The sequence below is a fragment of the Clostridium arbusti SL206 genome (genome assembly GCF_000246895.1).
In the GTDB taxonomy this organism is placed as follows: Bacteria; Bacillota; Clostridia; order Clostridiales; family Clostridiaceae; genus Clostridium_I; species Clostridium_I arbusti.
Map to the genome: position 1 here is coordinate 1 of NZ_BAEV01000064.1, position 22,683 is coordinate 22,683.

The 22,683-nt window shown below is 30.8% G+C and carries 21 protein-coding genes and 1 pseudogene; 4 read left to right on the plus strand and 18 right to left on the minus strand.

Translation table 11 applies throughout. The annotated features are described in order from the left end of the window. Positions 1–98: 98 nt before the first annotated feature. From RH99_RS11885 to RH99_RS11910, 6 genes are all read right to left on the minus strand, one after another. Positions 99–1,406, minus strand: a complete 1,308-nt coding sequence (locus tag RH99_RS11885) for an Nramp family divalent metal transporter (protein ID WP_010238320.1) — start codon at positions 1,404–1,406, stop codon at positions 99–101. Between the two features lie 427 nt (positions 1,407–1,833). Continuing rightward, positions 1,834–2,109 carry a FeoC-like transcriptional regulator gene (locus RH99_RS11890; RefSeq protein ID WP_010238323.1) on the minus strand — a complete coding sequence of 92 codons (276 nt, stop codon included), beginning with the start codon at positions 2,107–2,109 and terminating at the stop codon, positions 1,834–1,836. Positions 2,110–2,407: 298 nt separating this feature from the next. Next, entirely contained in the window at positions 2,408–2,875 is a 468-nt protein-coding gene (locus RH99_RS11895; RefSeq protein ID WP_010238325.1) for a Fur family transcriptional regulator, read from the minus strand. 264 nt (positions 2,876–3,139) lie between these two features. After that, on the minus strand, positions 3,140–5,194 hold the full coding sequence (gene feoB / locus RH99_RS11900) for a ferrous iron transport protein B (protein WP_010238328.1): 2,055 nt from the start codon (positions 5,192–5,194) through the stop codon (positions 3,140–3,142). 46 nt (positions 5,195–5,240) lie between these two features. After that, positions 5,241–5,471 (minus strand): FeoA family protein, encoded by a 231-nt coding sequence (locus tag RH99_RS11905; protein ID WP_010238330.1) that lies wholly within the window; start codon positions 5,469–5,471, stop codon positions 5,241–5,243. A gap of 61 nt (positions 5,472–5,532) precedes the next feature. Beyond that, complete coding sequence (locus tag RH99_RS11910; protein WP_010238331.1) at positions 5,533–5,769, minus strand: FeoA family protein; 237 nt, start codon at positions 5,767–5,769, stop codon at positions 5,533–5,535. 706 nt (positions 5,770–6,475) lie between these two features. On the opposite strand from RH99_RS11910, the gene RH99_RS11915 reads away from it, so the two are divergent. Beyond that, on the plus strand, positions 6,476–7,444 hold the full coding sequence (locus tag RH99_RS11915; RefSeq protein WP_010238333.1) for a polysaccharide deacetylase family protein: 969 nt from the start codon (positions 6,476–6,478) through the stop codon (positions 7,442–7,444). Positions 7,445–7,716: 272 nt separating this feature from the next. Here the strand turns inward: RH99_RS11915 and RH99_RS11920 are convergent, their stop codons facing one another. From RH99_RS11920 to RH99_RS18645, 4 genes are all read right to left on the minus strand, one after another. Continuing rightward, positions 7,717–8,448, minus strand: a complete 732-nt coding sequence (locus tag RH99_RS11920) for an amino acid ABC transporter ATP-binding protein (protein ID WP_026038487.1) — start codon at positions 8,446–8,448, stop codon at positions 7,717–7,719. A gap of 12 nt (positions 8,449–8,460) precedes the next feature. Continuing rightward, a complete protein-coding gene (locus tag RH99_RS11925) occupies positions 8,461–9,108 on the minus strand; it encodes an amino acid ABC transporter permease (protein WP_010238337.1) in 648 nt (215 codons plus the stop codon). Between the two features lie 247 nt (positions 9,109–9,355). After that, positions 9,356–10,165 carry an ABC transporter substrate-binding protein gene (locus RH99_RS11930; protein ID WP_010238339.1) on the minus strand — a complete coding sequence of 270 codons (810 nt, stop codon included), beginning with the start codon at positions 10,163–10,165 and terminating at the stop codon, positions 9,356–9,358. Between the two features lie 153 nt (positions 10,166–10,318). Next, entirely contained in the window at positions 10,319–10,570 is a 252-nt protein-coding gene (locus tag RH99_RS18645; RefSeq protein WP_081504396.1) for a transposase, read from the minus strand. 123 nt (positions 10,571–10,693) lie between these two features. On the opposite strand from RH99_RS18645, the gene RH99_RS11935 reads away from it, so the two are divergent. Then, a complete protein-coding gene (locus RH99_RS11935; RefSeq protein WP_010238341.1) occupies positions 10,694–10,972 on the plus strand; it encodes an ArsR/SmtB family transcription factor in 279 nt (92 codons plus the stop codon). 48 nt (positions 10,973–11,020) lie between these two features. Beyond that, complete coding sequence (locus tag RH99_RS11940; RefSeq protein WP_010238343.1) at positions 11,021–13,486, plus strand: CoA-disulfide reductase; 2,466 nt, start codon at positions 11,021–11,023, stop codon at positions 13,484–13,486. Here RH99_RS11940 and RH99_RS11945 read toward each other — a convergent pair. The 4 genes from RH99_RS11945 to RH99_RS11960 form a co-directional block, all read right to left on the minus strand. Further along, complete coding sequence (locus RH99_RS11945) at positions 13,441–13,752, minus strand: ketopantoate reductase family protein (RefSeq protein WP_010238345.1); 312 nt, start codon at positions 13,750–13,752, stop codon at positions 13,441–13,443. The genes RH99_RS11940 and RH99_RS11945 overlap by 46 nt on opposite strands. A gap of 463 nt (positions 13,753–14,215) precedes the next feature. After that, positions 14,216–15,073 (minus strand): YitT family protein, encoded by an 858-nt coding sequence (locus RH99_RS11950; protein ID WP_010238347.1) that lies wholly within the window; start codon positions 15,071–15,073, stop codon positions 14,216–14,218. A gap of 200 nt (positions 15,074–15,273) precedes the next feature. Then, a complete protein-coding gene (gene ureA / locus RH99_RS11955; RefSeq protein ID WP_010238350.1) occupies positions 15,274–15,576 on the minus strand; it encodes an urease subunit gamma in 303 nt (100 codons plus the stop codon). Between the two features lie 249 nt (positions 15,577–15,825). Then, a complete protein-coding gene (locus RH99_RS11960) occupies positions 15,826–16,248 on the minus strand; it encodes a CBS domain-containing protein (RefSeq protein WP_010238353.1) in 423 nt (140 codons plus the stop codon). A gap of 1,000 nt (positions 16,249–17,248) precedes the next feature. Here RH99_RS11960 and RH99_RS11965 point away from each other — a divergent pair. Beyond that, complete coding sequence (locus tag RH99_RS11965) at positions 17,249–18,061, plus strand: PPK2 family polyphosphate kinase (protein ID WP_010238355.1); 813 nt, start codon at positions 17,249–17,251, stop codon at positions 18,059–18,061. A 259-nt stretch (positions 18,062–18,320) separates the two neighbouring features. Here RH99_RS11965 and RH99_RS11970 read toward each other — a convergent pair. From RH99_RS11970 to RH99_RS11985, 4 genes and pseudogenes are all read right to left on the minus strand, one after another. Continuing rightward, positions 18,321–19,540, minus strand: a pseudogene (locus RH99_RS11970) (MFS transporter). A 350-nt stretch (positions 19,541–19,890) separates the two neighbouring features. Beyond that, positions 19,891–20,592 carry an antiholin-like protein LrgB gene (lrgB, locus tag RH99_RS11975; protein WP_243441490.1) on the minus strand — a complete coding sequence of 234 codons (702 nt, stop codon included), beginning with the start codon at positions 20,590–20,592 and terminating at the stop codon, positions 19,891–19,893. After that, a complete protein-coding gene (gene lrgA / locus RH99_RS11980; protein ID WP_010238360.1) occupies positions 20,593–21,063 on the minus strand; it encodes an antiholin-like murein hydrolase modulator LrgA in 471 nt (156 codons plus the stop codon). Positions 21,064–21,307: 244 nt separating this feature from the next. Further along, on the minus strand, positions 21,308–22,231 hold the full coding sequence (locus RH99_RS11985; protein ID WP_010238362.1) for a helix-turn-helix transcriptional regulator: 924 nt from the start codon (positions 22,229–22,231) through the stop codon (positions 21,308–21,310). Between the last annotated feature and the right edge of the window lie 452 nt (positions 22,232–22,683).

Here is a 22,683-nt window from a genome sequence, read left to right on the forward strand (position 1 = left end):
GAATTAAGAACTTGCTTCAATTAGCATCTTTTCTTTTATCTACAAATTAAACTCTATTATTCCATATGAACATATAAATACAAAATAAATTATATTTACTAAGCCGCCCCAGTAAGGCTCATATAAATTAATACCGCATTTAGTATCACTACCATGCTTACTATCACAGCGCCTACAATTTTAGTTGATTTTTTATTTACTAAAGTCCCCATTAAATCCTTACTATTTGCAATATATATCATCTGAATCATTGGAAATGGAAGTATAAAACTCAAAGCCACCTGACTGAGAACAAGTGCTCTCATAGGATTTATTCCTAGAGCTATTATAATAAGAGCGGGAGCCATAGTTATAAGTCTTCTTACATTTATAGGTATACTGATATTGACAAAGCCCTTCATAATTGTCTGCCCAGCCATAGTTCCCACTGCTGAAGAAGATAGGCCTGCTGCAAGTAATGCTATACCAAAAGCTCCACTGGATAAGTATCCTGCTATAGGCTGCATGGACTGATGTGCTTGTTCTATGGTATCAACTCTTACCCCATTTTTAAAGAACACAGTTGCAGATACTATTACCATGGCTGCATTTATAATAAAGGCGATATTCATAGCTATGTTTAAATCAATCTTTTCCATCTTAAAATGTTTTAATTTTTCTGCATCAGATGTACCTTTTCTTCTCTCTAAAACCAAATGAGAATGTAAGTATATTACATGGGGCATTACAGTGGCTCCAAGCATACCAACAGCTATTAGCAATGCATCTCCATTAGGTAACATTGGTACAATAGCATGTATTCCCACTTGAGTCCAATCCGGTCTTACAATAACTAATTCTAAAATGTATGCGGCAGATATTATTCCTACTAAAACCGATATTATAATCTCAATTACCTTTTGACCATATTTCTCCATGTAACAAATAAGATATGTTATTACTCCTGTGAGAAGTCCTGCATAAATCATAGGTATTCTAAAAAGCAAGTAAAGTCCTAAAGTAGCACCAAGAAACTCCGCTAAGTCTGTAGCCATAGCACCTAATTCTGAAATAATCCAGAAACACCAATTCAGCTTTCTAGGAAAAACTTTTGCGCACATCTCTGGAAGATTACAACCCGTAGCGATTCCAAGTTTCGCAGACATTGTCTGAAGAAAAATTGCAATAATATTACTCCATAATATTACCCATATGAGGGCATAGCCAAAATAGGAACCACCACTTATATTTGTAGCAAAATTCCCAGGATCCACATAAGCCACACTTACCACAAATGCTGGCCCAAGAAATTTCATTAATTCTTTTAATTTACCAGGCTTTTTAGTTTTTTCTTTCTTGTCTGTTTTAAAAAGTCCCAGTTCATTTATTTCTAAAGCCTCCCCTTGAAAATCTTCTCTCTTATCCATTTTAAGCACCATTCCTTTATATATATTAAAATTTAGTCTATGCTAATTTTTTTAGCCTTAACTAATTTACTATCTTATATAAAATATGAACTCTCACTTCTAAGTGTTACACACAGATAAAATTTTCAAATGTTATTTTTACATTAGGTATTGTGAAGAAATAACTAGTCAGTATACTAACCTATTTGGTATCATACTACAATCAATATAATTATCATCAGAGTCTATTTTCTTGTATTATTCAAGGTATACTTCGCATATTTAATAAGCAAGATTAGTTGATATATTATCTCAGATAATAAGAGGTTACCCCCTAATAAAATATATTAGGGAGTAACCTCTTATTCTGTAGTTATATTTAAAATAAAATGATGTTATTTACATATACAAACTATTCTCAGTGCAAATAAATCACATTTTAAGCAAATTAATTTCTTATAGCCTTTACACCTTTTTCTGTTATTGTCCAAAGCCCTATTTCTACATTACTAGAGCAACAGCTGGACTTTTTAGTAGTTTCACATTTAGAGCAAGTGCAAGTTGACGAAGTATCCATTTTATCCTTCTCTATAAAACCAAGTTGCTGAAGTTGCATTAACATTTGTTCTACCATTCCTTGATCCATACCAAGATCTCCTGCAATAGCTCTACTTGACGAAAATCTTCCACCTTCAGATAGCTTTTTTAAAACTTTCATTAACATTACACAACACTCCTTCTATAAGGCATCTTCAAATAAATAACTAGTCAGTATACTAGTCTATTTTAAATCATACTACGTTAACAGAATCCTTTGATAGCACCACTATCATCGGAACCTGTTTCCTTGTAAGATTCAAAATATACGTCGTATCTTTGACTTGTTATTTATTTTCATATGCCTAATCTTTAATTTTCTTCTTATACTAACTCCTATATTTCTTTAAGTCATACGATTGAGTCTCTTGTATATTTAAATTATCATTTTAAGCTCACTTAATTAATCCAGTCTTGCTCAGACTTTAAATTACTTTATCAGAATTTTTTTCTATATTGCATTTACTGCATACACTGGATAACATAATACTTACACTATCCACTGTTATGCTGTAATTTTTCTCTGTATTATTTACAACTGATTCCCAATCTACTATCATTTTGCCTTCGTCTATATCAATTAATTTATTACATTTTATACATTGAGCATGCACATGTACTTTATGCTTGGCAGTACTCTCTATTTCGTAATAGTTAATACTACACATATTTATACTTTTCAATATCCCTACTTTTTCAAGAATAATCACATTTCTATAAACAGTACTGAGCCCTATATTTCTACGCTTTACCTTACTGTATATTTCATCAATACTCATATGCTTTCTGTTTTTATTAATAGCATCTATAATTTGAAACCTCTGCTTTGTAAGCTTATACCCACCATTTCTTAATCTTATTCTAATATAATCAACATCCTCTATGGTATGCATAATTATCAACACCCTTTTTATCATAACTAGTTCACTGTAATATCAAGTGTAGAAGCTAGACATAACACTGACATATTTAACAAATTCTAAGTTTCAGTGAGATTAACTACTATTCATCCATCCCACTGAATCTAAGAATTATGTTTACATTCATTTAATCATTAATACATATCAATTAATAAAAGTATTCATTCTCAATAATAAACTATAATCATTCTCAATGTAAACATAAAACTAAAATCTATTTTCTGTGAAAAACCTATTCTATCTAAATCCTAGAAGATATCCTACTTGATAGAATACAGTGGCAAATACCCAACCAATTATACAAGTATATATTACTACTGCAACAGCCCATTTAGTTGAATTTGTTTCTTTCTTTACTGCTCCTATAGTAGCAACACAAGGTACATATAGAAGAGTCATTATCATGAAGGACAATGCTGAAAGAGGTGTAAAAGTATTGTGTATTGCATTTATAAGATGGACACCTTCACCTCCAACTCCGTAAACTGTTCCCAAAGTACCTACAACCGCTTCTTTAGCTGCAAAACCTGTTATAAGTGCTACACCTGACTGCCAATCACCAAAACCTGCTGGTTTAAATATTGGTGCAATAACACTTCCTATCATTCCAAGTACACTATCTTTAGTTCCTGGTTCTACACCTGCTGGTAGATTAGAAAGTATCCAAACAATAATTACTACTCCTAAAATAACAGTACCCATTTTTTTAAGGAATACAGATGATTTTTCCCACATGTGGATTAAGACACCTTTAGGTGTAGGTATACGATAAGGTGGTAACTCCATTACAAAATATGAATTTTCACCCTTAAACACTTTATCACTGAAAAATTTACCTGCTAACACTGCTACTACAATTCCTAAAACATAAAGTAAAAATATTATAAATCCGCCAGCATTGATAATTCCTAATTTTGTATTGGCAAAGAAAGCAGCAACAAATACGCCATAAACAGTTAGTCTTGCTGGACATGAAACAAATGGATTAATTAAGATAGCTATCATTCTATCTTTTCTGCTCTCTAAGGTTCTTGTAGACATGATTCCTGCAACATTACATCCACTTCCTATTACAAGAGATACTGCAGTTTTACCATGAAGACCTAGACTACTCATAAGTTTATCCATTACATATGCAGCCCTTGCCATGTACCCACTATCTTCAAGAATAGCTATAAGGAAATACATTGTAAATATTAAGGGTAAGAATACTAGTACTGAACCTATTCCACCTATCAGACCATCTACTATAAATGAATTTAATAAATCTGGTGCACCTATGTTAGTTAATCCATCTCCTACTAAAGTACCTAAAGCACCAAAGCCTTCATCTACGAAACCACCTAAGAAACCATTACCAAAAGTTATTGAAATTTGATACATAAGAAACATTATTATTGCGAATATTGGAATTCCAAGCCATCTATTAGTAATTACTTTATCTATTTTATCAGAAGCAGTTTCTATATTTTGAATTTGTGCTTTTTGTATACTTTGTTTTACTATTTTATCTATATTCTCATATCTTTTATCTATTATGTAAGCGTCCACATCATAACCTACTGAAGCTGTTATCTCTTCTACACTCTTTTGTATTTCAGCATCTATCTTTTTGCCATTTTCTTTAGCTTCTATATAGTTTTTAATATATTCATCATTTTCTAGGAGTTTTATTGCAGTCCAATCTGAAGGATATTCTAAAGTTACACCGCATTCCTCCATAGCCTTTTCTATTTGCTTTATGCCTCCTTCCACTTCTGAACCATAATCAATTTTATACTCTTTTTTATTAGTTGAGTCTCCTACCTTTACAGCTTCAGCTATTAACTCTTTTATACCCTTACCCTTTGTGGCTACTGTAGGAATAGCAGATATTCCAATTACGGTTTCTAATTTAGGTATATTTATCTTTATACCCTTACTTTCTGTTGCATCCATCATGTTAAGTGCTAAAACAACCTTGGCGCCAGTCTCTAAAAGCTGCATAGTTAGATATAAGTTTCTGTCTATATTAGTGGCATCTACTACATTTATTACTACATCAGGATTTTCTTTTAAAATAAAGTCACGTGCTACTACTTCGTCTTCCGAATAAGCGCCTAAACTGTAAGTACCGGGAAGATCTACTACCTTTATAGTTCTTCCTTGAAATTTAAGCTTTCCTTCCTTTTTCTCAACTGTAACTCCAGCCCAGTTACCTACATGCTGCTTTGACCCTGTTAACTCATTGAATAAACTAGTCTTACCACAGTTAGGATTACCTGCTAAAGCTATTACCAACTCTTTGCTCATTTTCAGCCTCCATCACCTTTTATTTTATTGACTTTTATTGTTTCATTTACATTTCTCTCATCATAACTTTCTGTGCCATACCTCTTGCTACTACAAGCTTTGTGCCTCCAACTTTAACAATTAGAGCCCCTGAATCATTCTTTACTACTTGTATCACAGCACCTTTATTAAATCCCATTTCCATAAGTTTTTTACAAAGTATTTCTCCACCTACTATATTATCTACAGCTCCACTTTCGCCCATTCCAAGGGCATTTAAAGACATACTCAAAGCCATGATTGCTCACCCCCTAAAATATTATAGTACTTGATAAATTTTATGTTTATTCTTAAGGTATTTACACAACTTCTACTGTAATGTCCTTTGCTTCACTTTTTCTAAGGCTTAAATTATATCCTCTTACTAATAACTCTATAGGATCTCCCATAGGTGCTTTTCCTGATACCGTAATTTCTGTACCTCTAACAATACCCATGTCCATTATTCTTCTTCTTATTCTGCTTTGAGGATCTACTTGTATTACTTTAACTCTAGAATTAACTTCAACCTCATCTAACCCTACTTGTGCTGACATAAAATCACCCCTTAAATATATTTTTAATATTGATTATCATTATCAATGCATAGGCAAAAATATAGCTGAGATTATATAAAAAGAATTTTTAGATTTATAGATACTTCTTACTTCCTATAAATTTTAGAAATTCTTACCTATGGACATGCCACTGTTATATCCAGATTAAATAGACAATGGAAGCTGTGCTTTTAATATGGTCACTTACTCTTTTGGAACTCATTCCATATACAAAACATAATTTTCATTTCCTACTTTATCCAAAATACTGCATTTGCTAATCCTCAGATAAATCTCAGTCCTAATTGACACTGATTATCACTATTAATGTTAATTATATCCCCCTGATATCTATATGTCAATATAAATATTACAATATAACTATTTGTTTATTAAAATCTTAAAACTATTTATGATTTTACAAATCTTCATTATATATTTAAGGATAAAATTAAATTTATTGTTGAAACATAATTTAAAATCTATAGAATTAACAATTACATAAAGTTTCAATACTTATTATTTTATATTTATATACACGAAATTTTTAATAATATATGGAAATTTCTACTTTTATATATTATTACCTTTTAGATACTTAATATTAACAATATTTAGGTATAATTTACTTATATTATTATAGAGTTTTTTCATTGTTGAATCCTTGTGTATACTGTATAATAATGTACTGTAAGGGGGGAATATTATGAGGAAAAATAGACTAAGGAGACACAATAACAAGCCCAATAAATTTATTATGGCAGTTTGTATATTTGTGGTCTGTATATTATTTGTCGCAGTTGGAATTATATATACTCAAAAACCAAAGGCTGATTCAGAAGCTAATATTAAGCCTAAAATACACTCCGCTGCAATTACAACTGACGAAAATAAAAAACAACAAGCTAATAATTCAAAGATTCAAAATAAAAATAATGATCAAGCCACAAATAAAGCAGATAATACTGAAAGAACAAATGCTAACTCTACTGATGCCAAAAACACAAATGAAAGTAAGGAAAATGTAGCTGCAAAACCTTCTAAACAGTCTTCGCAGCCGCCATCAAACAATGGTGAAAATGATACACCTACACCTGCTGGAAATAAAGTTGCTTACTTAACTTTCGATGATGGTCCAAGCCCTACTGTTACCCCTCAAGTGTTGGATCTATTAAAAAGCCAAGGTGTGCAAGCTACTTTTTTTGTAATTGGAGCTTCTGCTGAAAAAAATCCTGATATATTAAGACGTGAAAAAGCAGAAGGACATTCTATAGGCAATCATACTTATTCTCATGATTATAATTATATATATTCGTCTACAAGTAATTTTATTAATGATTTAAAAAAGTCTGATAAAGTGATGACTTCTATAATTGGTGATTATGACAGAAGTCTCCTAAGATTTCCTGGCGGTTCTTTTAATAGAAGCTCTTTTAAACAAATAGCTATAAATGATGGTTATCGTTATTTTGATTGGAATTGTTTAACTGGAGATGCTGAGGTGTCCAAGGCTTCTGTAGATAGATTAATCCTAAGATTTAATCAGACCTTTCAAAATCAAGACAATCTTATAATATTAATGCATGATGCTCCTTATAAAACAACTACCCCACAGGCGTTGCCTCAAATTATACAAACACTAAAGTCCAAAGGCTACCAATTCAAAGGCCTTTAAATTGGTAGTTTTAAAATAAGTCTCAAAAGCAGGTATGTGATGTAAATTTAGGATATCCCTCATTTCATAAAGAAAAACTAACCTTGGCTTAATTTAAAGTTCTATGACTTTTAAACTCGCTATCGCTCAAACAGTAAAAGTCACTTAACGAACTTCAAAGTCGCCAAGGTAAGTTTTTCTAATTATTCATTAGAAGATATCGCAAGTCCACACCACATACCTATGAGACTTATTTTAAAACCTATGTATGTGAGAAAGCATTATTTTAAACCTTACAAAATCTTTTCAAGGAAAGCTTTTGTTCTAGCTTCCTTAGGGTTCTTAAATACTTGTTCTGGAGTTCCTTCCTCTAAGATCTTACCTCCATCCATAAATACAACTCTATCTGCAACTTCTCTGGCAAATCCCATTTCATGAGTTACTACAATCATAGTCATGCCTTCTTTTGCAAGATCCTTCATAACATTTAGGACTTCTCCTACAAGTTCAGGATCTAGTGCTGAAGTTGGTTCATCAAATAACATTATATCAGGCTGCATACAGAGTGCTCTGGCAATGGCAACTCTTTGCTTTTGACCACCAGAAAGCTTTGAAGGATAAACGGAAAGCTTATCGCTTAATCCAACTTTCTCAATAAGTTTTTTTGCTCTTTCCAGAACTACGGTTCTATTTTCTCCTTTAACTGTAATTGGAGCTTCTATAACGTTTTGCAGCACAGTCATATGTGGAAATAGATTAAAGCCTTGAAAAACCATACCCATTTTTTCAATTACTTTTCTCATTTTCTTTTTATCTTTTACATTTAAAGCTTCACCTTCTATAGAAACTGTACCATTTTCAGGTACTTCTAGATGGTTAAGACATCTTAAAAAAGTACTTTTTCCAGAACCAGAGGCACCTATTATTACAAGTACTTCTCCTTTTTTTATATTCATATCAAGGTTTTCAAATACCTTAAGCTTACCAAAACTCTTAGAAAGTCCTTTTATTTCAATCATATTCATAAATAACACCTCTTAGTATATAGATAGTTTCTTTTCAACAACTGAAAAGATTGAAGTAAATACAGTAGTCATTATAAGATATAGAACAGCTGCTACAAAATATGGTTCTACAGCATTACCTGAAGATGATACTAAAAGGCTTGCCTTTCTCATAAGTTCTTCCATAGCTATAACTGAAACCAAAGATGTATCTTTAATTAATGCTATAAACTCATTTCCTACAGGTGGAATAACTACTCTAAAAGCTTGAGGAAGTATAATTCTCTTCATTGTTTGAAAATAAGTGAATCCAAGAGCCTTTGAAGCTTCAAACTGCCCCCTGTCTATTGCCATTATTCCACTTCTTATAATTTCACCCATGTATGCTCCTGAGTTAAGACTAAGTCCAATTACTGCTGCCTGCATAGAGGTTAGACTTATACCTATTGCTGGGAAACCATAGTAAAAAACAAATAATTGCAGTAAAAGAGGCGTACCTCTAAATATCCATGTATAGAAATTTCCAATAGCAGCCACAGGCTTATTGGCTGAAAGCTTTATCATGGCTACAATTACACCTATACAACTTCCTATAACAAGAGACAAAAATGTCAATTTAATTGTCATAAGACCTCCTGACAGTAAGTCAGGCATTATGTTTTTTAAAGTGTCTAAATTCATTATCGAATCTCCTTCCATCCTATGTAAAAAATTAATACAATATAAATACTAAATATTATGTATATAGGATCCCATAAATAACATTAAAATAATCAATAAAACAATTATACTAGTATTACTGCTCTAATAATAGTAAATAAATCTAACTCAGCAGAATTTTATTTCCCACTAAATTAGATTTACCTAATGACTAGATACTATATATTTGAATTCTCAATTTTAATAACATCATCACACCTAAAAATAACTACTTTTTATCCTTATATATATCATTTCCAAACCATTTTTCAGAAATTTTTGATAGTGTTCCATCTTTTTTAAGTTCATCAAATGCTTTTTGGTAAGCATCCCTTAAATCCTTATCACTTGTTCTGAAAGCCGTACCTATTGGTTCTTCGTTTAACGCTGCACTTAATCTTTTAATCTTATCCTTTTGACTTGAAATATAGTAATCTCCGACTTCTGGATCTGAAACAACAGCCTCAACTCTTCCATTAGCAAGATCCATAAATGCATCTGTCATAGCATTGTACTTTTTAACTTCTTTCATACCTGTCATTTTACTTAAAACATCTTGAGAAGTAGTACCCACCTGACAACCTATAATTTTACCTTTTAAGTCATCACCAGTTTTAATTGTTGTATTATCTGTTCTTACGAATATAGAACTTCCTCCATATATATATGGTTCTGAGAAAATCATATTTTTCTTTCTTTCATCAGTTATACTTACACTTGATTGTATCATATCAAATTTCTTTGAATTAAGTGCTAGGAATATACCATCCCAAGAAGTTGGAACATATTTAGTTTTAACACCCATTTTTTTAGCAACTTCATCTGCTACATCCACATCAAAGCCCACTAACTTACCACTCTTATCTCTAAATTCCATTGGAGGATAAGTATCATCTACTCCTATTACAATTGTTCCTGCACTTTTTATCTTACTTAATGTACTTCCACCGTTATCAGAAGATGTTGTACTTTTACCACAACCAGCAAATACTGTAACACTTATCATTAAACCAATTAATAAAGCTACAATTTTTTTCACTTTAAGACACCCCTTTTATGTAATTTTAACAATTTAATATTTCTATTGTATTATATATAAATACTATTAAAAATACAAGCATAATATTAGCAAATTCATTAGCTATATGGTATCTTTAACGATTTATTACTTACAGTATGTTAATATATAATTTTACAAGTAAATATATTTTTTTAATATATTTGCAGCAATTTTTATTTTATTTCTCACTACTTCTATTAGAATTCCACAAGTTGTTACAAGACAATAGCTTCTACTCAAAAAATATTCTTTCCATAGTTGCTTTTTTAATACTAGAGAAACTCTTTCTTTAATAAGTCTGCTGCTAATACTTTTATAGTAATTTAAGAACTTTGATATATTAGTATTAGCACAACTACTAAGCAGTAAATGTACATAACATATTCATAATTAACTTTTTGTTATAACTCTCATCATCTTAAAAAATATTTCTTGACTATATCGTAACTATATCGTATTATTTGAATATATAGATATTATAATATAGTTTAAAGGATGCGTGATACAATGAATAAAAATTCTTATGATTTCAATGAAACAGCAGAGCTGCTAAAAGTTTTAGCTCATCCTATAAGACTTTGCATAGTAAAAGGACTAATAGAAAATGGAGGCTGCAACGTAAGTCATATGCAGGACTGTCTTGGAATTCCTCAGTCTACAGTCTCTCAACATCTACAAAAGCTTAAGACTGCAGGGATTATAGAGGGAACAAGAAATGGATTAGAGATCAATTATAATGTTTGTGATGAAAAGATAATTAATTTAGTAAATACACTATTTGACTAATAAAATCCACTAAAAAACAAAATAAAAAATTCTGGAGGTGCTTATATTATGGAAAAGAAAATTTTAATTGTAGGTGGTGTTGCTGGCGGTGCATCAGCTGCTGCAAGACTTAGAAGACTGGACGAAAATGCAAAGATAATAATGTTTGAAAAAGGTGCGTATATCTCCTTTGCTAACTGTGGTCTACCTTATTATATAGGTGAAACAATTAAGGAAAGGAAAAAACTTATAGTTCAAAGTCCTGAAAACATGGTTAAAAGATTTAATATAGATGTAAAAACTAACAGTGAGATAATTAGTGTTGATACAGATAAAAAATTTGTAAAGGTAAAAAGTAAGGATAAGGGAATTTATGAAGAAAGCTATGATTATATAGTACTTTCTCCTGGTGCAAAACCAATGAAACCAAATATAGAAGGTATAAATAGTAAAAAGATTATGACCCTTAGAAATATTCCAGATACAGATAAAATAAAGTCATTTATAGATAATAACAATATAAGGACTGCTCTAGTTATTGGTGGAGGTTTTATTGGAGTTGAAATGGCTGAGAACTTAACAGAAAGAGGAATAAATGTAACTTTAGTTGAGGCAGCTCCTCATGTATTAGCTCCCTTTGATACTGATATGGCGGTTATGGCTGAAAAGGAACTTGAAAGTAATGGAGTCACTTTAATATTAGAAGACGGGGTTAAAAGCTTTAAAGATACTGGAGACAACATACAAATTTTACTAACAAGCAATACAAAACTCACTACAGACCTGGTAATTTTAGCTATCGGTGTTGTTCCTGATACAAATTTCCTAAAAGAAAGCGGAATTAATCTAGGAAAAAGAGGTCACATATTAGTTGATGACAATATGAAGACAAATATAGATAATATATATGCCGTAGGTGATGCTGTAGAAATAAAGGATTTTGTAAATAAACAAAATACAGCCATACCACTTGCCGGTCCTGCAAATAAGCAAGGAAGAATTGCAGCAGATAATATATCTGGACTAAATAGGAGCTTTAATGGAACTCAAGGTACTGCTATTATTAAAATATTTGACTTAACTGCTGCAAGTACTGGAAACAATGAAAGAACTTTAAAAAGATTAGATATACCTTATAAAGTTATTTATGTTCATCCAGTTTCACATGCATCTTATTACCCTGGTGCATCCCCTGTTTCAATAAAACTTATTTTTAATGAAAAGGGAGCCATACTTGGTGCTCAGTCCATAGGATATGAAGGTGTAGATAAGAGAATAGATGTTATTGCTTCAACTATGAGACTTAATGGTACAATATATGATTTAACAGAGCTGGAATTAAGCTATGCACCACCATTTTCATCTACAAAGGATCCTGTTAATATGGCAGGCTTTACCGCGGAGAATGTACTTACAGGTAAAAGTGATGTTATAACTCCAACTGAACTACTGGATTATGATATGTCAAATTCTATCTTGGTTGATGTACGTTCTGAGTTGGAATTTGATAACGGTCACATGAAAGGATCTCTAAACATTCCTGTAGATAATTTAAGAGAAAGATTAAGTGAACTAGATAAAAGCAAAGAAATCATAGTATATTGTCAGGTAGGTCTTAGAGGCTATGTAGCTGAGAGATTACTGAAACAAAATGGCTTCAAGGTTAAGAATTTAACTGGAGGATATAAAACTGCATCCCTTCTTAATTTCAAACCAAAGAAACCTGATATTGCTCCCCAGGATTTAAATTTTGAATCAATGAAAGAAGTAGCTGCAACTTATGGGAAAACTCAATATAATAAAACCTTGGATGCTTGCGGCTTATGTTGTCCTGGTCCTTTAATGGAAGTAAAAAAATGTATAGATAGCTTAAATAATGGAGAAACACTAAAGGTTACTGCTTCTGATCCAGGCTTTTATGAAGATATAAAATCTTGGTGCTTAACCACTAATAATAAGCTTGTAAACTTAAACAAAGATAAGGCAAATATTACAGCTTTAATTAAAAAGACTTGCAAAACAAATAAATCAGAGTCCCCTAATATATCTGCTTCTCCTTCCAATAATGATAATAAGACTATGGTAGTATTCAGTGGAGACCTAGACAAGGCCATAGCCTCCTTTATAATTGCTAATGGAGCGGCTACTATGGGTAAAAAAGTTACTATGTTCTTTACCTTCTGGGGACTTAACATCTTAAGGAAAAATGAGAAAGTACCAGTTAAAAAAGGTTTTATAGGTAAAATGTTTGGCATGATTATGCCAAGAGGCAGTAAGAAATTAAAGTTATCAAATATGAACATGTTTGGCATGGGAGCAAAAATGATACGAATGGTTATGAAAAATAGTAATGTATCCTCTCTTGAAGACTTGATAAAAGCTGCCATGGATAGCGGCGTTGAAATAGTTGCCTGCCAAATGTCCATGGACATTATGGGTTTAAAGAAAGAAGAACTTATTGATGGAATTAAAATAGGGGGTGTAGGTTACTATCTGGGAGAGGCTGAAACTTCCAACGTAAATCTGTTTATATAGGATTTTAGTAATATACTATGTATATGATTTCTTCTCATAGCTACAATTACCGCATCATATACATCATTTTTCTTATATTCATTAGTAATGGAAATTTTAGAAACAGTTTTTTTCTTCTGAATGATGTGATTAATTACAATCCCGTTGTCTTTAAGAAAGTTAAGACGATTGCCACTGGCCAAAACAGTAACCTGATGTTTTGCATTGTAAAGCTCGGAAGCCAAATAACTACCCATTAACCATGCACCATAAACTAATATTTTCATTAGAAAATCCCCCCTGTACAATATTATAATTACAATGATAACTCATGTCATTTGATATAAATTATCATTGTAATTATAAACTATGTACTGGAATAAATCAATTCATAATGAATAATCTTCCATTAACGACTTTAAAGCCCCACGACTTTCACTGTTACAAATGCAGCAGTTTAAAATCATGAAGCTTCTTTCTTTTCTCTTTTACTTTCTCCCATCCACGGCTTTTAAAATAAGTCTCATAGGTATGTGGTGTGAACTTGCGATATCCTCGAATAAATAATTAGAAAAACTTACCTTGGCGACTTTGAAGTTCGTTAAATGACTTTTACTGTCTGAGCGATAGCGAGTTTAAAAGTCATAGAACTTTAAATTAAGCCAAGGTTAGTTTTTCTTTATGAAATGAGGGATATCCTAAATTCACACCACATACCTGCTTTTGAGACTTATTTTAAAACTCCCATCTTTAGTGGATTGCTTTCTTTTTGTACTTCTTTCCTGCAACCTCAACACCACTTACAGTTATCAAAGCGTTATCATCAAAATCATTAACTATAGACTTAAGCTTGGCAACCTCAAGACGTGACACAACAACATATAAAACACTAGTTGGAACCCCTCTGTAGGCACCCTTACCATCGAGAAGAGTTAAGCCTCTTCCAAGCCTTGCCATTATAGCCTCTGATATCTCCTGATACTCTGATGAAACAATAGTTACGGCCTTTGATTCATCTAATCCCTCTACCACTATGTCAATAACCTTAAAAGCTATAAAATATGCAACAAGTGAATACATAGCCCTGTCCCATCCGAAAATAAAACCTGAAACACCTAATATAAATAAGTTGAAGAACATGACAATTTCTCCAATTGAAAAACTTATTCTCTTATCAAGTATTATTGCAACTATTTCAGTTCCATCTAGTGAGCCACCGTTTCTTATAATTAAACCAACTCCAAGTCCTTGAATAATACCACCAAAAATGGCTGCTAAAAATACATCATGTGTTACTTCTTTGATAGGTGTAAATATAGATACTCCTATAGATAGGCATAATACTGCAAATAGAGTACAAGCAGTAAAAGTTTTACCAATTTGTTTATATCCTAATATAAAGAATGGAATATTGAACACAAATGTAAATATTCCCAAAGGAACCTTTGTTAAATAGCTTGACATAATTGATATACCAACTATTCCTCCATCTATTATGTTATTTGGTATTAGAAATACTTCTAGCGCAATAGATGACAACGCTGCTCCTAGAATTATAAAAACAATTCTAGTGAGAGTTTGATACTTTTTTTTATGCTTCCCCTGCATATGTACATTTCTCCTTAAAATAAATTTTTCGAATATTCTATACTTATATTATATAAGAAACTCCATGATTATTCAAATTCAACATGCTTATATGTTTGAAACCTTTAGTCATTAGCTGAAGATTATAAGTTCAATTATGTTAATAAATCTATTTTAGTAATATTTTCTTTTGTTAATTGAATTTTTACCCACATATTAATTTATCTTATAGGATTATGAATAGTAACTTCCCTTGTTTTATCATTGAAATCCAATTCTATAATAATCTCAGGTATTTGTTTTGGCACATCTTCCATAACATCTTGCTTAGATAATATTCTACTTCCATATTCCCTAACCTGTTCTATAGTCCTTCCATCCCTTGAAGCCTCCATAAGTTCTGATGTTATAAGGGCTACTGCCTCTTGATAATTTAATTTTAACCCTCTTCTCATTCTCTTTTTAGCTAAGCTTCCTGCATAATGAAGCATAAGCTTTTCCATTTCTCTATGCATAAGTTGCATTTAAATCTCCCCTTTTTTATACTATTATATAAATATATTCTAAACTAGGTATTCTTATATATATTATTACTAAGTTTAAATAAGTTTCTTAAGAATATTGTACTTAATGTATTGCTATTTATATATTTTCAAAAAAAAACAAATAGCAATTACAAATATATTAGCTGATAGCCAAAATAAAAAACTACTGATAAAACTAGATTATCAGTAGCTTTTTTTAACCTATTATCTCTTCTCATATTTTTAGACTTAAGCTTCTTTCTTAATATTATTAAAAAGCCTTTCATAACAATAGGTTATTATATCACTTCTTTTAATTATTCCTATAAATATATTATTGTCATCCACTACTGGTACAAAATTTTGATTTACAGAAGTTGCAATTAAATCCTCTATATTAGAATTTATATGAACTGGTTTGTTAACTATATGCCTTGGTATATCATATATATGCACTTTGCTAGTATCTTTAAATTTCAAATTTGGAGTATTCTTCATTTTCCAAAGTAAATCACCCTCTGTTAAAGTACCAACGTACATTCCCTTGTCATCTAATATAGGAATAGCACCATATCTATGATATTCCATTCTCTCTAGTACCTGTCTCATGGTTGAAGTTATATTTTCACATATTACCTCGGTCTTTGGAGTTAAAAAAAATGCTATATTCATACTACATAACCTCTCTTCTTATTATTTAAACGATTTCATATCTATTGATTACAACTATCCTACAATTAATAAAACAAACTATAACAATGATCACTATCTATTTTACTTACTTTCTATAATTTATTATAACCCTACTATTCTCTCGAATTCAATAAACTCTTCTTTAATTTTATGTAAAATATGATTTCTCGCCACAACACAATAATACCATTTTATACCATAAAAATCAAACTTTATTTCCATCAATATAAGATTAATTACTTTATTTAACATTAATTTTACATTCTATACTCTATTTATCAAAATATTTTAATAAATAGAAAAGTAATTACAAATAACTATAAAATGCACTTTAAAAACAATAAAATGTCTTATAATATAATTAGTAAACTATATTTACCTTTACATATAATTTACAATTGAAGCAAGTTCTTAATTCAGGTTGGGATTCTTTTACCCCATCTGAATTTTAGAACTGCAAATGCATGGCTTACTTGGCGTTGAACTCCCCCTTGAAGAAAAGCAGACAAAACAAAATTTATTTTGTATTTGGTCGCTTTCACAGAGTGCAAGCAGAGAACCAAAATCTTCTTTTCGATTTTGTGTGAATCGCTTTCACAGAGTGCGTGGGAGACTTACGCCAAGTTAGTCAGGTTAAAATTATACATTTAATATATAATAATCAACGAAGCAAATATTTCATAGTGCAGCCAAATTATTAAAACATACAAGAAAAATGCTTAAGGCATGTGAAAATAAATAACAAGTCAAAGATGCGACGTATATTTTGAATTATACAAGGAAACAGGTTCTAATGATAGTGGTGCTATCAGAGGGTTCTATTGACGTAGTATAATTCAAAATAGACTAGTATACTGACTAGTTATTTATTTGAAGATGCCTAATGCTACATAAATTATATGGATCCCATGTATGAATGCAGCTATGACAAGTTGATTTATATCTTGTGTACTATATATAAGAAAGGTGCTAAAAAATCATGAAAAAATTCATTGTTAACTCGGAATCGCAAATTGACTTAAAAAATTTTGACCCAGAAGATACTAATAAATTATCAAAAGATGATATTAAAGAAGAATATTCTAATTTACAGAAAAAATTAGTAGATCTTCAAGAGTTATTTTATGCCTCTAAAAAATTTTCACTTCTCATAGTACTTCAGGGAATGGATTGCAGTGGAAAAGATGGTACTGTAAAGAAAACCCTTGGAGGACTAAATCTAAATGGCATTAAGGTTGAAAGTTTTAAACAACCAACACCTGAAGAATTAGGTCATGATTATCTTTGGAGGGTACATAAAGTCGCTCCTAAAAAAGGAGATATTACAGTATTTAACAGATCTTACTATGAGGATGTACTTGTTACAAGGGTACACCATATTATCGATGATAAAACAGCATTTAATAGATTTAAGGAAATAAATAAATTTGAAGAATACTTAGTTAATAATAATACATTAGTACTAAAATTTTTCTTAAATATTTCAAAAGATTTTCAAAAACAAAAATTAGAAAGCAGACTGGAAACGCCAGAAAAGCATTGGAAATTTTCTGCTGCAGACCTAGCTGAAAGAAAGTTTTGGGATGAATATCAAAAATACTATGAAGACGTATTATCAAGCTGCAGCACTGAAAAAGCCCCTTGGCACGTTGTACCTGCAAATAATAGGTGGTTTAGAAATTATATTGTACTAAAAACTATAGTAAATACCTTAGAAGGCTTAGACCTAAAATTTCCTGAAATAGATGGTGATATTCAAAAACTCATAGAGGAAGTCAAAGAAAGTAATTAACGTAAATTAGATTGTTACAGTATAACTCTTAATAACTTTTCTAAACTTATTAGTAATACAATGTTTAACTAAATAAGCTTCATTTATAAAGGAGTTGCTCACATCAAATGAGGTCTTACTCCATAATAAAAAATATGGAGTTGTACCAAATATTTTACCATTGATATAGCCCCATATCTTTTATTGAATTTGTACGTATATATAAAAGTTATTCACTTATAAAATCTAATTTAGGCATCTAAATCCAAAAGATTCTTTATTATTTACTTTGTACACTGCTGTGTTCTGCAGCAATAACTTTTTTAGTCATTGACCTAATCACCAGCGAAAGCAAAACTCCTATTATCAAGAAGCATGAAATCATGCCTATTACTCCAGCCCATCCATAGGCTGACCAAAAAGTTCCCCCACTTGTTCCACCAATACTTGAACCTACATAATAGAAAAACAGATAAAGTGATGAAGCTTGTGCCCTATCGTGAGTAGCCAATCTTCCAATAAAACTACTGGCAATAGAATGACTTCCAAAAAAACCAAAGTAAAAATGCCAATTCCTATTATCTTTATAACTAAGTTTATCCTTAAAGTTATAATTGCTCCTATAATCATTACTAAGACTATAATCCAAAGCACTTTAGAATGTCCATATTTATCAGCCAGCCTTCCTGCCCAAGTAGAACTAAAGGTCCCTATAATATAGATTATAAATATGAAACTAACTAGGGTTGGACTAAGTGAATATGGTGGCGCAATCAATTGATATCCAATAAAATTGTACAATGAAACAAAACTCCCCATAATTAAAAAGCCAATAAAATATAGACAGAGCAGCCTAGGATTTTTAAGGTGATTTCCCATAGATTTTATTAATTTACTTACTTCCATCTTACGTGGCACAAAATGTTTTGACTCCGGAAGCTTAAACCAAAATAAGATACTAGCTGCCGCACTCAAAATTCCTATACCACCAAGTGCAACTCTCCAACCAAAAAAATCAGTAAGAGTTCCTATTATGATACGACCACTCATTCCCCCTATAGAGTTTCCACTAATATATAAACCCATAGCTACGCCTAAACTTTTAGGATCAATTTCCTCTCCTATATAAGCCATTGCAATAGCTGGTAATCCTGCTAAAACAAATCCCTGAAGAATTCTAAACAATAAAAGATAATGAAAGCCTGGAACAAAGGCAGTTAATATCACAAGTATAGATGCTGAAATGAGGGAAAAGGACATAACTATCTTTCTACCCCAAACTTCCGATAATGAACCAAAAAGTAACATACTAAATGCCAAAGCAATAGTAGTCACTGAAAGTGATAGACTTGCAACTGTTGGCGAAATATGAAATTGTTTGGATAAATCCGGCATTATAGGCTGAGTACTATATAAAATAGCAAAGGTATCAAATCCCCCTGCAAATAGTGCAATATTAACATTACGAAATTCAGCTGTGCCTTTCTTAATGTAGCTCATAAATGTATCACTCCAAGTCCGATTTTGTAAATAGAATTATAATATTTATTAGTAATTTTCTTACACTAAACCTTATAATTATAATTAATAATAATTTACTATTTAAAGTATAATTCCATAGTATACTTGATAATTGGCAATGTCAACTTACTGGTATTTCACCTACAAATCTCAAATCTTCATAAGCCTCTTCTCTTGAAGAATAGTCTCCTTCAAAATCATCATCTAAAAAATTATTTCACAACCGAAAAAAGCACCAATATTTCTATCAGCGCTTTTTCAATAGGTAATTTGATGAATATCTATAATAACCTATAATTATTAGTGTTGTTTTTATAAAAATGAAATTCTTATATAGCAAGCATTCTAACAAAAATCGGTACAACTACTACAGTTATAACACCTACTACAACTACTGCAATACTTGCCATAGCACCTTCTACTTCACCTAGTTCCATACTTCTTGCTGCACCTAGTGCATGACCAGAAGTACCTAATGCAAGGCCCCTTGAAATAGGATTTTTAACTTTAAATATCTTTAAGAAAGTAGTACCAACTGCATAGACAATTACAGCATTTAAGATTACTGCGAAGGAAGTTATAGTATCTATTCCCCCTATGCCCTTTGATAGTGGCAATGCAATAGCTGTTGTTGCTGCTTCTGGAAGCATAGATTTCATAACAGCAGCATTTAATCCCAATCCTTTAGAAATTATAAAAACGATTACAACCGAGAATACAGAACCTACTACAATAGAAGCCATTATCTGTTTCCAGTATTTCTTTAATTTATCTGCCTGTTTGTATAGTGGTATAGCAAAAGCTACTGTGGCTGGATCTAGAAAGAAATTTATAATCTTTCCACCATTGTTGTAATCTGCATAAGAAAAGTGTGCTAATTTCAAAAATAATATTCCCAAAACCATGGATACAAACAAAGGTGTAAATAGGAAGAATCCCTTAGTCTTTTTAAATAAAATCATACCTATACCATAAGCTACTATAGAAACTATAATTCCGAAATATGGAGTCATATTACTAGTTACTGACATTTAAATTACCTCCTTTTCGCTCTTTGTATTATAATGACTTAATTGTATTGCTGGTAATTTTTTATCTATATTAGTGTTAACGTTTTCATTCTTTATAGAGTTTTTAACTTCGGACTTACCTAAAAGCATATCTGAGAATAAACCAGTTACCCCTAATAAAATAACTGTAGCTGCAAAAATTACTGCACATATTTGGATTCCATACTTTTGCATTAATCCAAGAGAATTTATAACGGAAATTCCAGCAGGTACAAAGAAAAATCCTATCTTGGCATTCAAGGCCATACCAAGATCTTCTACTTGTTCAAGCTTAACCACCTTTGTGCATAGAAGAACAAATAATATTATCATACCTATAACAGAAGCCGGCATTGGAATTGGAAGTTTTGCCGCTATCAAATTAGAAACCAACATTATAATAGTGAAAATAAATGCTTGCATCATGAATCCATAGACTTTTTTAGTACTCATTTCATTCACTCCTTCAACATATTTATAATTTATTTGGCTTATTATTTCTTTTTATATATCTTGTAACTTTTATCTTTTCTATGCTTTTATTATATATTCTCTTACAGTAAAATCATCACTTTGTGAATGAAATGCAAAAATAAATACATGAAATACGTTTACATGCGCATTAACTGTAAACCTTTTCTCATGTATTTTTTAATAGCTATTGCCTCTTCATATTTTTATACTAACTTATAGCATTCTACGAAGGATTATTACTCATCCGATATTTCTCTATAATATTTTCTAGCTTTCTTATAATTATCTCTCGTATTCTTTCAGGTTCTATAACTTCCACGTTAGTGCCAAAAGACAAAATATAACCGTATGTCCAATCATCTTCTGGTAAAAATGTGGTAACATTAAAAGAACCATCTTTATTTTTTTCAATAGCTTTTTCATCAAATTCATCATATAGCCTGTAACCTGAATTGGATGAAAACTTTAATTTAAGCTTGATTAAATTATTTACTTCTTGTTTTTCAGGTTGAACTTGTAATTTATCTAAAGACTTGATTACAAAAATTTCTTCAGTTATTTGAATATTAAATATCCGAGTAATTTTAAAGGTTCTAAATACTTTTTTAGATAAACAAAAACCCTGTAGATACCATGATTTGGCCTTAAAAATAAGTTTCATTGGTTCAACTTTCCTATTACTTTTTTCCCCATGTGAATTGTAGTATTTAAACATTATAACATTATTATCCATAATAGCTTTTTTTAACGTATTGAACTTTTTCTTTTCATTTTCACTGCTTCCCCAATTTGAAAAATCCACTTCAATCCATTTATAATTATCCTTTTTAAAAATACTGCTTAATTTTGAAAGTGTATTATCAATATTTGGATACTTTATCACATTTAAACTTTGCAGAGAAGCTAGTATTTCATTTTGTTCATTTTCAGAAAGTATAGATTTATTTAGCACAAAATTATCTAAAAGCTTTATTCCTCCACCTTTTCCTTGATTAGTATAAATTGGTATTCCTGCTAAGCTTAAAGTATTAATATCCCTATAAATTGTCCTTGTTGATACTTCAAAATATTCTGCTAGTTCTTTAGCCGTTACTGTCTTTTTATCAAGTAAAATATATATAATTTCAAATAGTCTATTTATCTGCATATAATCACCTCAAAGATATTATAGACCATATAACTTGACAATATTATGTCATATTTATGTTTTACATTCAATATTCTATGACCTCATATGCTAAAAACTATTAAATTCTTTATTTATATTATATATTTCAATGAGAATATATAAGAAAAGATTTTTCTTGCATCTAATTAATCTCAATAATTTTCTTCTTAAAATGGTAAAGAGGCAAGTAGTATACTCGCCTCTCTTATAAAAATGCATTACTGTTAGATCTACAAATGATTGGAATTAACTAAGCTTTTCTTCTTTATTTTTTTACTTAATATTTTTTTATCAACATTATCGCAACTAACTTCTTCTTGATACTCGCCATGTTCTTCCTATATTATCTATTGAAGCAAGTTCTTAATTCAGGTGGGGATTCTTTTACCCCATCTGAATTTTAGAACTGCAAATGCATGGCTTACTTGGCG

Bases quoted from the DNA above. Each gene is read 5' to 3' on its own strand.
- feoB (WP_010238328.1), bottom strand. From the start codon at position 5,194: ATGAGCAAAGAGTTGGTAATAGCTTTAGCAGGTAATCCTAACTGTGGT.
- lrgB (WP_243441490.1), bottom strand. From the start codon at position 20,592: ATGTCAGTAACTAGTAATATGACTCCATATTTCGGAATTATAGTTTCT.
- RH99_RS11890 (WP_010238323.1), bottom strand. From the start codon at position 2,109: ATGTTAATGAAAGTTTTAAAAAAGCTATCTGAAGGTGGAAGATTTTCG.
- lrgA (WP_010238360.1), bottom strand. From the start codon at position 21,063: ATGAGTACTAAAAAAGTCTATGGATTCATGATGCAAGCATTTATTTTC.
- ureA (WP_010238350.1), bottom strand. From the start codon at position 15,576: ATGCAACTTATGCATAGAGAAATGGAAAAGCTTATGCTTCATTATGCA.
- RH99_RS11940 (WP_010238343.1), top strand. From the start codon at position 11,021: ATGGAAAAGAAAATTTTAATTGTAGGTGGTGTTGCTGGCGGTGCATCA.
- RH99_RS11950 (WP_010238347.1), bottom strand. From the start codon at position 15,073: ATGCAGGGGAAGCATAAAAAAAAGTATCAAACTCTCACTAGAATTGTT.
- RH99_RS11895 (WP_010238325.1), bottom strand. From the start codon at position 2,875: ATGCATACCATAGAGGATGTTGATTATATTAGAATAAGATTAAGAAAT.
- RH99_RS11910 (WP_010238331.1), bottom strand. From the start codon at position 5,769: ATGTCAGCACAAGTAGGGTTAGATGAGGTTGAAGTTAATTCTAGAGTT.
- RH99_RS11885 (WP_010238320.1), bottom strand. From the start codon at position 1,406: ATGGATAAGAGAGAAGATTTTCAAGGGGAGGCTTTAGAAATAAATGAA.
- RH99_RS11920 (WP_026038487.1), bottom strand. From the start codon at position 8,448: ATGAATATGATTGAAATAAAAGGACTTTCTAAGAGTTTTGGTAAGCTT.
- RH99_RS11925 (WP_010238337.1), bottom strand. From the start codon at position 9,108: ATGAATTTAGACACTTTAAAAAACATAATGCCTGACTTACTGTCAGGA.
- RH99_RS11960 (WP_010238353.1), bottom strand. From the start codon at position 16,248: ATGAATATAGCATTTTTTTTAACTCCAAAGACCGAGGTAATATGTGAA.
- RH99_RS11915 (WP_010238333.1), top strand. From the start codon at position 6,476: ATGAGGAAAAATAGACTAAGGAGACACAATAACAAGCCCAATAAATTT.
- RH99_RS11965 (WP_010238355.1), top strand. From the start codon at position 17,249: ATGAAAAAATTCATTGTTAACTCGGAATCGCAAATTGACTTAAAAAAT.
- RH99_RS11905 (WP_010238330.1), bottom strand. From the start codon at position 5,471: ATGGCTTTGAGTATGTCTTTAAATGCCCTTGGAATGGGCGAAAGTGGA.
- RH99_RS11935 (WP_010238341.1), top strand. From the start codon at position 10,694: ATGAATAAAAATTCTTATGATTTCAATGAAACAGCAGAGCTGCTAAAA.
- RH99_RS11985 (WP_010238362.1), bottom strand. From the start codon at position 22,231: ATGCAGATAAATAGACTATTTGAAATTATATATATTTTACTTGATAAA.
- RH99_RS11945 (WP_010238345.1), bottom strand. From the start codon at position 13,752: ATGAAAATATTAGTTTATGGTGCATGGTTAATGGGTAGTTATTTGGCT.